The 13,509-nt window shown below is 58.6% G+C and carries 8 protein-coding genes; 2 read left to right on the forward strand and 6 right to left on the reverse strand.

Going from position 1 to position 13,509, the window contains the following annotated elements; all coding sequences use genetic code 11:
* Positions 1 to 212: 212 nt before the first annotated feature.
* Positions 213 to 5,582, reverse strand: coding sequence for a carbohydrate-binding protein (locus tag J4E00_RS24665; RefSeq protein WP_208178043.1), 5,370 nt, complete (start codon positions 5,580 to 5,582; stop codon positions 213 to 215).
* A 507-nt stretch (positions 5,583 to 6,089) separates the two neighbouring features.
* Between J4E00_RS24665 and J4E00_RS24670 the strand changes: the two genes are divergently transcribed.
* Positions 6,090 to 7,295: a homogentisate 1,2-dioxygenase gene (locus tag J4E00_RS24670; protein ID WP_208178044.1), complete on the forward strand. Its 1,206-nt coding sequence runs from the start codon at positions 6,090 to 6,092 to the stop codon at positions 7,293 to 7,295.
* A gap of 112 nt (positions 7,296 to 7,407) precedes the next feature.
* On the opposite strand, the gene J4E00_RS24675 is transcribed toward J4E00_RS24670, so the two are convergent.
* The 5 genes from J4E00_RS24675 to J4E00_RS24695 all read right to left on the reverse strand — a co-directional run bounded on the left by J4E00_RS24675 (position 7,408) and on the right by J4E00_RS24695 (position 12,328).
* Complete coding sequence (locus tag J4E00_RS24675) at positions 7,408 to 8,139, reverse strand: hypothetical protein (protein ID WP_208178045.1); 732 nt, start codon at positions 8,137 to 8,139, stop codon at positions 7,408 to 7,410.
* A 107-nt stretch (positions 8,140 to 8,246) separates the two neighbouring features.
* Positions 8,247 to 8,999 carry a hypothetical protein gene (locus J4E00_RS24680; protein WP_208178046.1) on the reverse strand — a complete coding sequence of 251 codons (753 nt, stop codon included), beginning with the start codon at positions 8,997 to 8,999 and terminating at the stop codon, positions 8,247 to 8,249.
* Positions 9,000 to 9,120: 121 nt separating this feature from the next.
* Positions 9,121 to 10,683 (reverse strand): hydroxymethylglutaryl-CoA reductase, encoded by a 1,563-nt coding sequence (locus J4E00_RS24685; protein ID WP_208178047.1) that lies wholly within the window; start codon positions 10,681 to 10,683, stop codon positions 9,121 to 9,123.
* Between the two features lie 88 nt (positions 10,684 to 10,771).
* Positions 10,772 to 11,206, reverse strand: a complete 435-nt coding sequence (locus tag J4E00_RS24690; RefSeq protein ID WP_208178048.1) for a TonB family protein — start codon at positions 11,204 to 11,206, stop codon at positions 10,772 to 10,774.
* A gap of 387 nt (positions 11,207 to 11,593) precedes the next feature.
* Entirely contained in the window at positions 11,594 to 12,328 is a 735-nt protein-coding gene (locus J4E00_RS24695) for an energy transducer TonB (RefSeq protein WP_208178049.1), read from the reverse strand.
* A 346-nt stretch (positions 12,329 to 12,674) separates the two neighbouring features.
* Between J4E00_RS24695 and J4E00_RS24700 the strand changes: the two genes are divergently transcribed.
* Positions 12,675 to 13,490: a phytanoyl-CoA dioxygenase family protein gene (locus tag J4E00_RS24700; protein WP_208178050.1), complete on the forward strand. Its 816-nt coding sequence runs from the start codon at positions 12,675 to 12,677 to the stop codon at positions 13,488 to 13,490.
* Positions 13,491 to 13,509: the final 19 nt, after the last annotated feature.

Genomic DNA, 13,509 nt, shown 5'->3' on the forward strand with positions numbered 1-13,509 from the left:
AATAATAGGGTAGGGCATAGCTCCGCCAGGAACAGTGAAAAATGCCCTCAGAATGAGTTGGTTGTGACTTTAAAAAGAGGCGGCCATGCTGAGCGAAGCCGGAGCATCTCTACTGCGTGAGTAATCCAATAAACAGGGTCTACTAGTGCGGTAAAAGATACTTTGCTGTGCCCGGCATGGCCGTTCTATTGGGCCTGGTAGCCCATTTTAGCTTATTCCAGCACCACGCGCTTGGTCAGCGTCTGGCCTTCCGCCTGCACGCGGAGCGTATACACGCCCACAGTCAACGGCTGGGTAACAAACTCTGCCGTAGCGCCGGCTACCGTCAGGCCAATGGTGCGCGTGAGCACCGCTTGTCCCAGGGCATTAAACAAGGTGGCGCGCACCTCGCGCTGGCCCGCCAGTGGCGGCAGCGACACCGTGAAACGGCCGTGGGCCGGGTTTGGATAGATGCTGACCGAGGCCGCGTTCAACTCCACTTTCGTAGCCGTCACATTGGCTGGGCGCAGCACCACGCTGAAGCGGCCCGTGCCGGCCGTGGCCGAAGCCAGCGTGAAGTTGTAGTGGGTGCCCGCCGTGAGAAGCTGCTGAGTGCCCATAATGGCATCACGTAGGTAGGCGGTGGTGGTCCCGAAGTTGGCCAAATCAGCCACTTCGAAGCTGAAATTGCCTGCTTGGGGTGCGCGCAGGGCCAGCGGCACTATTACTTCAGTGCTGCCTAGCGGAGCAAGGCCGTTGATGGCAAGCACATTGTTGCCACTCAGCGAGGCCAAATCTAAGCCGGTGGGGTTGGGCAACTTGGTGGCATCAAAGGCAGCCTCAGTGCCTGCCGTAGCGCCTTGCTCCAAATAGATGAAAGCGTCGTCGTTCAGGCTGCCGCCGGTGAGTGTGAGGTGGAGCAGAGGCCGCGTATCGACTACCCCGCGCCCAAAAGTAGGTTGCGCGCCGAAGGTGGTGACGCGGTTAGCGTTGGTCAGGTTCACGGCGCCGGGCGTGCCAGTGGCGCTCACCCGGGCGAAGTAGCCCGAGCCGGCCACAATCAGCGGCGAGGTGCCGATGCCGTTGGCGAAGCTACGGTAGGTGCCAGCATATTGGCCGGTGCTCTGGTACACGTACATAGCGGCATCCATGCCGGGGCGTTGGGAGGCCGTCACGGTGTTCCAGTCGAGCGGAGAAGGGTAGGGGTTACCCAGCAACTGCCAGCCAGCGTTGGCATCATTGCCCCGGTTGAGGGGGCCGGAGGCCTGCGCGGCGTTGTTGAACGTGCCGGTGAAGGAAATGGGGGCAGTCGTGGCCAGTGCGTTCACGGTGTAGCCGTAAGAAGGCAACATGATATCCGTGGCGCTGGCAGGTGAAAACCAGCCTTTGTCAAATGCGCTGTAGTTCGACGAGACCGTAGCCAACCGGCTTTCATCATATCCAAACACTGTGGGGAAGGGCGACACCGAACTGGGTGTAGCGCTGCTGTTATAAGCTGTATTGAAGGTAGGCGCGAAGCCTGTGGTAGCGAGGCTGCTGAATGGCACACTAGTCACTGGCGAGCTAAAGTGGCGGTAAGCCGCGCCCGTTACCGAACTGGTGACTGCACGCTGCATGGTGCCTGCACCGCTTACCACGCCGCCGCTGTTATCAACCAGCGCCGTACCAGTAGCCGATGAAAGAAGCACGAATGGCTGACCGCCGGTGGCCAGGTTGCCGCTTTGCAGGCGGGCTACTTGGGCTACACTCACAGCCTGGCTCAGGGTGAGGCCGAGGGCGTTGTTCACCGTCAGGTTACGCACCTGGCCGGGTAGGCCTGCGCCGGTGGCCTGGGTTGCCGTGCCATTGTAAGTGTAAGAGGCATCGGGCGAGAACGTGCGGGTGCCGCTCACCTGAACAGCGCCCGTAGCACCCGTGGCCGCAATACCAGCCGGGTCGCAGATTTGCAATTCGGCACCGGCTTGTAGCGCAAAAGAAGCACCGCCGCTCAGTGTCTGGCAGTTGCTGATGAACAAGCCACCAGTCTGCACCTGCACCGCGCTGGCCACGGTGGTCGGGCCCATTAGTGTGAGCGTGCCGCCACTCAGCACCGTAATGCTGTTGTAGCTGCCGCCGGCCCCCATCGTTTGGCCATTGGCTACTACCAAGTCGGGGCCGGTCACGGCGTTGCGCAGGCTCTGGATGTAGTCGATGTTGGGCTGGCCGAAGCCGAAGCCCCAGTTGAAGGCCGTGCTCTTGCTAAGCGCACCCTTGGCCCCGTTGAAGGCATTCACATCCTGGGTGGAGTTTAGCGGATAGTGGAAGGTGCCGCCACCGGCATCGGTTCCATCGGGCGAAGTCATCTTGGCGCCCGTCACCGACAGGTAAAGGGCCGAGGGTACACCTGCATTTCCGCCTCCCTTGGTAGCATAGGTATGAATAGCTCCACTTACGCCCGCCGCCGTTCCAGTTTTTATCATCACCATGTCATACTGCGTGATGTTGAACGAGTTGCTGGTGGCCAGATTGGTTAGGTAAGTTGCATTGTCTAGCAGCAGGTCCAGCGTGAAATCTGACGCATCCACATCGGGCACGTAGCCGGTGGGGCCAGCCAAGCGGCGCAACACAATGGTAGTGCCACTACGCAGGTCGCTCCAGAAAGGTGTGTTGGCAAAGCTGTACTTGCCGCCGTTGTCGGCCGTGTTGTTGGTTTCGAAGTCCTTCACAATCAGGTTGCGCACGTCGAGGTGGTCCTGAATAACGAGCAGTTCCATGCCGTCGGTGTTGCCGTTGGCATCATTCGAGCCGTTGTACACACGGTTTACTACGATGCCGGGCGGTGTGAATGCTTGGTTACGAAGCAGTTGGATGTAGCTGATGTTGCCAGTGCCGAAGCCGTAGCCCCAGTTGCGGGTGGTGCTGGTGCTGCTGGCTGCGCTGGTGCTATTGTAGTCGGCCGTAGTCTGGGCCGGGTTCAGCGGGTAGAGGAATGCACCCGTGCTCAACACGGTATTGAAAACCAGTTTTGGGCCAGTCAGACCGGTGTAGAGGACGTTGGCGCTGCCGTTGTTCGAAACCAAGGCATGCACCGGGTTGTCGATGCCGCTGGCGAGGCCGGTTTTCAGCAGCACCATGTCGGTATTGGTGAGGTTGAAGTTCTGACCCGTGGTCGACAAATCGGCTAGATAGGTGGTGTTTTCCATCAGCAGGTCCACTGTGAAGTCCGACGCATCGGTATCCGTCACGTAGCCGGCGATGCCGGAAGCTAGCCGGCGTAGTACGATGGTGGTGCCAATGCGCAAGTCCTTCCACAGCGCATTGTCCTTAAACTGAATCTTGCCGCCCGTATCACTGGTCAGGCTGCTCTCAAAGTCTTTCACAATCAGACCACGAATGTCTAGGTGGTCCTGCGTCACAAGCAGTTCCGCGGCATCGGTCGAGCCATCCGACGTCGAGCTGCCGTTGTACACGCGGTTCACCACGATGCCCGTGATGGGCTGCTCTACAAACGTCAGCTTTGAGAAGTTAAGGCTGGCACTCACGATGTCAAACTTGAGCGTCGCATTGGGCGAAGCTTCCAAGTACACATTGTTGATAATCAAGTCCTGGTAGGTGCCAAAGCCGCCCGTTGCGGGTACCACGACCACACCGGTTTTGTCCACATCATCTGCCGACAGCCGTAGCGAGCCTGTCGAAGTTGCTCCTGTCGAAACCCGCACTGTCACGCGGTACAGGCCAGTGCGCAGGATGTTCACGGTGTATTTCAACCATTCGCCCGTGGCCGAGTAGCCCACGTTGGTATAGCCGCCATCACCATTCTCGGTGTCCACGCTTTCCGTGGAGCGGGGCACGGTGGGGTCTACGGCCGCACCGCGGTTAGCCACATCCGAGTCGTTGAAAGCGACACCCTGGCCGCCGTTGTCGTATTCCACGGCTTTTATCACGCCCGGAATCACAGCCGCCGTGCCGGTGTAAGGGGTGCGAATGCAGGTACTCACTTGCACGTAGTTGGCCTTCGTTACCACGATGGTGGTGTCCGAATTTACCAGCGTCATGGTCACGGTGGGGTTGCCGGCGATAGAATAGGTCACGGCTGGCGGATTTTTGCCGGTACCGGTGGCGGGCGTTGCACCTGCTCCAAAGTTCCAGTTAATCGATGTGGATTCGCCCAGCACCATGGCCGAATACGTTACGGCTTCGGGAGCAACGCAGGTAAAGGTTTTATCAGCTGTGAAGTTAGCCAGCGTGAAAGTCTGACCGGGACTGAGGTAGGTGGGCGGCAGCGTTTGTTGCGCGTGCTGCAGCGAATACACAATTTTGCGTGTCAGCGCACCTTGCGCGTTGAACAACAGCACCAGCGTCGACTGCGCATAAATCTTGTCGTTATAAGCGGCGTTGATACCGGCCGGCACGTTGATTTTGAGGGCTGCTGCGCCCGGCACGGTGTTCCCGTTTAGCTGCACCGTGAAATCGTAGTCCGTCACGTCGCTTTCGTTCAGCACCATCACGGCCGTGGTGCCGTTGTCGGTGCTGCAGAGTTCCTTCACCAGCGTCTGGTTGTCGGTGGCGTTGAGGTTGGTGCCGTGCAGGTTTTCCGACACCAGCATCTCGTGCCAGAAAGCGGAGCGTGGCTTCACAGTAGCAGCCGTTGCCCCATCGAGGTAGCCCAGGTCGCCCGCACCCCGGGCGCCGCTGCCTTCGTGAATGGACCATGCCTGCATCGATACCCCCTCGTACTTCATACCCACCCCAAATATTTCGGCCCAGAACTGGCCATTGAGGAAGGAATGCACGCCTACGCCTTCCACGGTATTAGCGGTCGGGTTGGCATAGTCGACGTTGAATTCGGTGAGGGCCCAACGCAGGGCGTTTGCCCCGGTGCGGTTGTGCAGGGTATTGGCGTTTGCCATCAACCCTAGCAAGCTAACCACATTGTTGGTCAGGTTGGTGGTGCCACTCGTCACCTGGGCCCGCGTTTGGGTGCCTGCAAAAGGGTAGGTGTGAAACGAGATGATGTCGATGTAATAACGGCCGTTGGCATCGGTGCCAGTGATGTCGTTCGCACCGCCGACCAGAGCGGGGAAGTAGCTATTATAGGAGGCGTTTTCCGGGCCCACCGTCAGAATGGTGGGGTCTACCGCTTTCATGGCCGAGGCAAAAGCCTTGATGTAGGTTTCCACACCCGCTACGCTCACCGGATTGGACTGTGTAGCATTATTGAGGTCGGGCTCGTTGCCAATAATCCAGTACTTGACGTTGCGGCCCATAGTGATGTTCACGTGTTGCACCACCTGCGCGGCCTGCGCGGCCGTGAAGCGGCCACGTCCTTCCGAAACCTGCACCATCGGCTCGGCCCCAATACGCCGTACAGAGTCAATCAGGGCAATGTATTGGGCGTTGGTCACCAGATTGGAATTTACGCCGTTGCCGCCAATGCGAATCATCTGGACTTTTGACTGCTTCACCATTGGCCAAAGCCGGTCGAGCTGTCCGTTGAAAACCTGTGTGCCGAGGGCGGTGGGCAGCCAGGCATTCTGGCCCGTGAGGTAGGGCGAAATGGCCTGGCCGTAGCTGGTATTCAGCGCCAGCCAGCTAAACAGTAAAATTGATAGCAGTTTCTTCATGGAGGTGGGAGTTTGGGTAATTTGAGAGCGGTAAAGAGCAGCGAAGCCGGCGCAGAAATACGTCGGGGAGGGCCAGCTGAAAAACATCAGTGGCGCATAGTTTCCAGAAAATGAGGGACTAAAGCTGAGAAAGGCAGCTTCAGTTAGTTGCCAGATAGCTTCGAATCTGGCGCATGCACATATTGGGCAACATGGCCGGGCAGAAACTGGCCAATGGGAGTAACAAGCCATTAAAGGTATCGGCCTGCTTTGCCTAAAAGCTAGAATACTACCGGATTTATCTACGAAAACGTTTGCGGTAGTTTGCGGGTCTAGTTTCCGGCCGGCTGGCGTTGGGCAATAGGCAAATACCGCTTCAACCAACCAAGCTGCTTATATTCATTCTCTCATGGGCTGGTTTGCAGCCAGTCGCTGCCGCGCCGTGAGTCCTCACCTTTGGCCCGAAACTAACCAATTGAAATTGGAGGAAGTTGTACCTTCACTGCTCCAATCCCACCCCTCAATAATATGGCTTATTACCACCGCCTCGGCCAGATTCCGCGCAAGCGCCACACCCAGTTCCGTCAGCCCGATGGCTCCTTGTATTCGGAGCAGCTGGTGGGCACGCAGGGTTTTCATGGCGTGTCGTCGCTGCTGTACCACGTGCACCCGCCTACTCAGATTAAGCACGTAGGCGAGCCCAAACCCTACGCGCCCAAGCTGCTGAAGGACCGCCCACTCCAGCCCGAGCACTTGCGTACGCTAGCTCAGACCAGCACCGGTGGCGATTACCTGGCTGCTCGACAAACCTTGTTGGGAAATGCGGATGTCACGATGAGCATCTGCAACCCCACGGAGAAGCGAATGGGGTACTACTACAAAAACGCCCAGGCCGACGAGGTGATTTTCGTGCACGAAGGCCGCGGCGAATTGTGGAGCCAGATGGGCAAAGTAGCGTTCGAGCCCGGCGATTACGTAGTGGTGCCGCGCACGGTCATCCACCAGTTTCACTTCGAAGAAGGGCCAGTGCGGCTGCTCATCATCGAGTCGTTCAGCCCCGTGGAAACGGTGCGGCGCTACCGCAACCACTTCGGCCAGTTGCTGGAGCACTCGCCCTATTGCGAGCGCGACATTCGTCCACCAAGTGAGCTGCTGCCCCACGAGCAACCCGAGGGCGACTACGTGCTACACGTTAAGAAAGAGGGCCTGCTGCACGAGTTGACTTACGCGCACTCACCTTTCGATGTGGTGGGCTGGGACGGCTATTTCTATCCTTACGCCTTCAGCATTCACGACTTTGAGCCGATAACCGGCCGCCTGCACCAGCCGCCGCCCGTGCACCAGACGTTTGAGGGGCACAATTACGTCATCTGCTCCTTCGTGCCGCGCCTGTTCGACTACCACCCGCTCAGCATTCCGGCGCCCTACAACCACGCTAACGTCGATTCTGACGAGGTGCTGTATTACGTAGCTGGCAACTTTATGTCGCGCAAAGGCGTCGATTTGGCATCCTTCACCTGGCACCCCACCGGCCTGCCGCACGGCCCGCACCCCGGTACCGTGGAAGCCAGCCTTGGCAAAAAGGAAACCCACGAGCTAGCCGTAATGGTCGATACCTTCCGCCCGCTCTACCTCACCGAAGCTGCCCTGCCCTACGTGGATGGCCGCTACCCCATGAGCTGGAACCCCGGCTTCGTGCCCGACCCACCCCGTTCAGCGGATATGATGGACTAACTAAGTAACTAACGGTAAAAAATCAATACTGTAAATGAGGGAGGGGCTGTTCAAAGGTGCTATGTGCGCCCTTAAACAGCCCCTCCCTCATTTACGGCATTATCCGCCCTTGCTACTTCACCACCGCTACCCGGTTATAGTGGTCGATAATGCGCGCCACATCGGCGGGCTGGTCGTATTTCAGGTGTTGCGCCTCGGCAAACTTGCGCATATCGTCGTCGCGCTTGCCAAACAGGCGCAGGACGGCTGCCTGACTGAGGTCGAAGGGGCGCAGGGGCTCGTCGGGCTCGGTGCCAGAGCCTACCAGCAGCAGAGGGGCCAGCGAAAGACGGCCCGCCGCAGCATCGGCGCCCGAAGAGTAGAGCCAGGCCAGCAGCAGCGGGCCGGCATCCACGGCAGTCAGCACCTCCACAAATTCGCGTCGCGTGCCGATGGTGCCTTCCTTCACTAGGCGCGGGCGAAAACGCCGGGGGGCCTCTGCCCCTTTGCCACCGGCCTCGCCCAAGTCGAAGCCGCGCAGGCTGCCTACCGGCCATAGGTGGGTCGAGTCCAGGTCAATCGAGTCCTGCGCTTCCAGCAGACGCAGGCCGGCATGGTAGCGCAGGCCCTGTACCGGGCGGTATCGGCCATCGAAGGTGCGCAGGGCGCCGGGCTGAAACGTGCCATCGCCGAAAAAGCCGCTGGTATGTTTGGCTAGGTCCGCGCGGAGCGCGATGGTGTTGGGTTTGGTATTGGCTTGGCGATAAATTGTCCGCGCTTCGGCAATGTCATGCGCAGATTGGGCATGGGCACCAGCCGCGCTGGCTACCAATGAGAGGGCAACTAAATAGCTGAAGAGTTTCACTAACGTAATTCCAAATAAAAAATAAGCAGAAACCGAAGGTCAAAACTACGAGATATGCTTCGGTTTATGGGCATTACCAAGCACTGTGCCAGCTGCTTGGTAATGGCTTATTTTCCGGGGGCAGCAGTAGCCGTGCTATGTCGGTTGAAGTACTCCACCAAGTGTAGCACATCGGGCAGGGTGGTGTAGCTAAGGTGCTGTTTCGCAGCATATGCCTGCACGTCGGAAGCAAAAGGCACGAACAGCTTGGTTACGTTTTTCTCATTCAGCGAAAGCTCCCGGAGCGGCTCTTTCGATTGGCCCAGACCTGCTACAATGACTTGGCCGATTTCGGTGCGGGCGGCCTTCGTTTCGGTGCGCAAAATGGGGTCCAGCTGGGCATCCTCGTGCAGGTAGTGGTGTTGCAGGCCCAGAATTACGGGGCTATTGTCGTTGGGCGTCAGCACTTCCACAAAATCCGTCTTGGTGCTGCCCACGCGTACTGACAGGCTGCGAAAGTGGCGGGCATCAGGTCCCCGGCCCAGGTAAAAGCCGTCAAGGCTGCCGGGCGGCCACACGTGGCTGCCGGTCGAGTCGCGGGCTTCCAGCAGGTGCAGGGCCACGTTGTACTTCATGGCTGGAATACGCACCCGGCGTTTGTCGAGCAGCACCAGTGTTCCCGGCTGGTCGGTGCTTATGAGGTAGGCTTCGGGGGCATTCACCAGGTCCTTGCGCATGCGCGCCAAGGCATCGGGAGAGTTGGCCCGCTGGTACAGGTCAAGGCCTATTTCGGTGAGGTCGCGCTGGGCCTGGGCGTGCGCCGCAGTGGTGGTCAGCAGTAGGGCCACCAGCGAAAGCAGAGTTTTAGCAGATAGATTCATGTTTGGAAGGTAAGCAGCAGAGGTGTAATCAGCTTGCTGAATATAAAGAACATCAGGCGGAGCCTCAGTACGATGATGCTGAGGCTCCGCCTGACGGCTCCACTAATTTGTGATACCGGGTTTACCGGTTGCGGCCGTACTGCTCGTGACTGCTCACCCAGTCGGAGCTGCTGATGGCAGCCCCCAGGCTTAGTTCGCCGGCCAGCACCACACCGGCTACAATTTCGGCAAACTTGCGCACCGTGCCCCGGCCCACGCAGCCCAGCATTTGCAGGCATTCGTTTTGGGTGGCCAGGCCGGTACCGCCGCCGTGCGTGGCCACAATGAGCGAGGGAATGGTGATGCTGATGTAGAGGTCGCCGTCCTTGGTCACTTCCGAATACAGAATACCAGCCGACGACTCGCTCACGTTGGCTACGTCCTGCCCGGTGGCAATGAACAGGGCCGTGATGCCATTGGCCGAGTGAGCGCCATTGTTGTTGGCCCCCGATATGAAGGCGCCCACATTGCTGACTTGGCCGTGGTAGGCCAGTTGCTCGGGCGTCACGCGCATGCGCTGCATCAGTACGTCGCGCTTCACCACGGCTTCGGCCACCACGCGCTTGCCGCGGGTGCGCATCACGTTGATTTGGGAGGCTTTTTTGTCGGTGGCGAAGTTCGATTCGAGGTAGAAGTGCTCAATTTTCGGGCCCTTATAGTTTTCCAGAATCCAGGAGCAGGCTGCAAAGGTGGCGCGGCCCACCATGTTCTGCCCAGCCGCGTCCCCGGTGCTGAAATTGAAGCGGAGGTAGGCGAATTTGTTGCTCAGATAGGTGTCGATGTATTGCAGCTTGGCCACGCTCGACGTGCTTTCGGCCTGCGGCCGAATCTGGTCGATATTGTCCGCTACCCACTGCCCGAAATCCCGCGCCCCGCGCGCATCGTCGAACACAAATACCGGGGCCCGCTGCATAGCATCGCCCACCACGGTGCACTTCACGCCGCCACAGAGGTTCAATACCTGAATGCCCCGGTTGTAGCTCGCCACAAGGGTTCCCTCGGTGGTGGCCATTGGAATTAGGAAATCGCCCTGGGCGTGCTCGCCGTTCACCGTCAGTGGGCCGGCCAGGCCCACCGGAATCTGGGCCACGCCCATGAAGTGCTCGCAGTTACCCTTTAGATTATGCGCGTCGAAAGAGTAGTGCTTAAGGTGCTGGAATTCCTTGCCCGAAAACTGCTCGGCAAAGCGCTGGCGGGCCGCGATGGCAGCTTCGGAGTAGTCGTCTTCCTCGGAGCGCGGAATGCGGGGCTTAGAGTTGGCCGCGCCCACAATGGCATCCTCCACTTCCACGTGCAAATCACCAAAAGCATCGGTCGAAAACCAGGCCTGCACGGCGTGGATGCCCTCGGCTAGGGGCGGGGCATCGAGCACTATAAGCAGGGCGCGGCCCACGGGCAACTCAATGACTTTATCGCTGGCGTTGATTTCGCAGGCTGCCCGCCGCTCCCCGTTGCCCAAATCCACCTGGATTTTCTCGGCAGGCACCACCATGTCGCCAATCTGCACCTTCGTGAAACCGGTCACCTTCACCGTATCGAGCCGGTTTTTGATGCTGAAAGCCACGCCCTTGTTTTCGGGTAGGTTGTGCAGGCTGCCGCGCGTATACAGCAGCTTGAGGAGCATTGGGCTGGGGGTGAAAACCATCGGAAAGCGAGGTGGGAATTAAGTGAATGAACTGTGTGGCGGTGAAGGTGCGGAATTTTAGCCGGAATCGCCAATTAATGCCTTGGCATTATTTCAGGCAGATGGTAATGGGAACCATGATTTTTACATTGACTGGTACCCCAGCCTGCTGACCCGGTGTGAGGCGAGGCAACGTCTGAATGGCGCGCACTACTACAGCATCCAAGCGGCTGTCGAGGCTTTTGATAATGGATATATTGCTCACATCTCCGTTTTTAGTGACGGTGAATTCGACCACCATCCGGCTCCCGGGAAATTGGCCCTTGGCATCAAGCGGTGGGAAGCGCAATTCTTTTCCAATGGCCGCACATATAGCCGCATTGCCACCGCCACCGGGCAATTGGGGCATCTGCTCCGCGTATGTGTACACTGTGGTGTCGGCCACGGCGGCCGGTTTTGCGGTGCTGGCTGGGTTGGGTGTTTGCGCCTGCACTGTGCCGGTAGCCAAGGCAACAGTGAGCAGCATCAGCCACAGGTGTTTCATAGGTAGGCAAGATTAAAGAAAGCAGCCAGAGGCTCGGGCTATTGTATCCGAAAGGTAACCGGCACGATGAAGCTGACCGCGACGGGCTGCCCGGGCGTAAAGGCTGGTAGCGTTTAAATAACGCGCAGGGTCTCTGTATTTAGTAGCTGGACGAGCCCTTTCACTATTTTGACCTCGTGCACCGAGCTGTTCTTACTTACAATGAAGGTGGCATACACGCGCCCTTCCACCTAGGTCCGGTTTGCGCTTGTGGACAACGTCCGCGAGCCGGGCTCACCGAACAAACATTGAGTGTAATATTGAAAGTAGGTAAATGATATATTATAGTTGGGAGAAATGAAGGGTGGGAATTGCAAAACAGGTGCACGGATGTAGGACTCCTGTGTCCTATTCCAGCTTGAAGCTGACCGGCACGGTAAAGCTGACGGCTACAGGTTGACCATTTTGCCTGCCGGGTTTAAAACCTGTCAGCTGGCGGATTACCCGCAATACTTCAGCGTCAAGCAACGGGTCCAAGCTTTTTACAATATGTGCATCGTGTACCCGCCCATCTGCTCCGATGGTGAAGCTGGCAAATACCCGGCCTTCGGCGCAAACCCGCCCTGCCGCTTTGGGCCACCGGATATGCTTTTGGATATAGGCCACCAACTCTCTCTGGCCACCGCCCCTAAAGCTGGGCATGAGTTCAACAATGGCGCCGTACACCACGCCAGAATTTTCATCAGCTACTGCCGGTAGGGGAGTAGGGACGTTTTCGGGTAAGGAAACCGTCCGCATATTATGTGGCAACGGCTTGCTCACCTGCGCTAGCGCCTCCCGCGCTGTCAGACCTTGCCCTACCACCAGCACCAGAGACATCAGAAACCAGCGCAACCGCCGCGACAGCGTCGGTGCGGTCGGCACTAACACCTGTCCGCGCTGAAAGCTGCCGCACACCCGCCCGTCGGGCGAAGCGGCGCGGGCGGCGGCTAAGTCAACCGCAGGGTTTTCGGAATGGCTGAAATCCTGCACTACGCGCTGGCAGCTGCTGCAAAAGTGACCTTTTTCATGGTTGGTAAAGGCGGCCGCGCTTACCGAACAGGGGGCAAGCAGGGCTTCGAAAACAGGTAGCTGTAGCAGCATGAGCGGGTGGGATACAGGAGAAAAAACGGTGCCAGCCGGCTGGCATGATGGCAACGCTGCGGCCGCCGGGAAAGTATGCGCCGACGGCCCATCCCGGTGCGTAGCAGCTATTTAATGGCTTGGGTAAAATAATTTGCTGTGAAGAACGTCGGCTTCCATGAAGCCGAATTCATAATCTGTTCACCCAGCCCGCTCGTATTTGCCTCATTAAAAAACCCTGATGGGACGGCGCGGTTATAGCCCCCGCGCTAACGCGGCGCTTATATCCAAAAAAGGACAGGGGCCGCGCCGGACGTATTACCTTTGCGTGTCGTCGGGAACACTCGCCGGCCGCCACTTTTCTGCTATGGCCTTACCTTTTGACTATCCACGCTTTACACTCGGCAGTAGCCTAACCGCCGAGCAACGAGCCTTTTTTGCTAAATACGGCTTCCTCCATTTCCGCCCTTTTGCTTCTCCCGAGCAAGTGGCCGAGATTCTTAAAGCCACCCAGGAAGTGCAAGCCAAATGGCTGGCTGATGGGGTGGAAAAAGTGAATGGCGTGCCCATCAAGTACGGCAAGGATGTGGACGGCTCGCGCATTGTGCAGCGCTTCGCCTTTGCCTCGCAGCACCACCCCGTGCTGCACGACTTGTTGCAGGACGAGCGGTTCAAAGCCCTTTTTCCGCTCCTCGAAGCCGAAGGTGGCCGCGTGGGCGAGAACGAGAAGGACGGCCTAGTCGTGAACCACTACGTGAACGTGCCCGGCTCCGAGTTCAGCCAGATGGGCTGGCACACCGACTCGCTGCGCGACGTGTTCTATGGCAAGCGCATCGGTCCCATGCTCAACGTGGGCCTGCACCTCGATGGCACCAAAGCCACCAACGGCGGCCTGCGCGTAATTCCGGGCACCCACCGCCAGGGCCTGCACAAGATGCTCTTCCGCAAGAAGTATTACAAGGACGTTTTCTACGACCCCAACGAAATTGCCATCGAAACCGAGCCCGGCGACCTCACCGTGCATGACGGCCGCATGTGGCACCGCGTGGCCCAGTCGCCGCTCATTGGCGAAACCAGCCGCCGCCGCGTCATGTACGTGCCCATTATTTCGGGCAAGTACCAGCCCAAGAGCGAAGACAGCCCCACGCCGTTCTACCTGCGCTTTTTGCACCTTGTTAAATAGTGACTGGGCGGCTGAGTGA

The organism is Hymenobacter negativus (genome assembly GCF_017571495.1).
GTDB classification, from domain to species: Bacteria; Bacteroidota; Bacteroidia; order Cytophagales; family Hymenobacteraceae; genus Hymenobacter; species Hymenobacter negativus.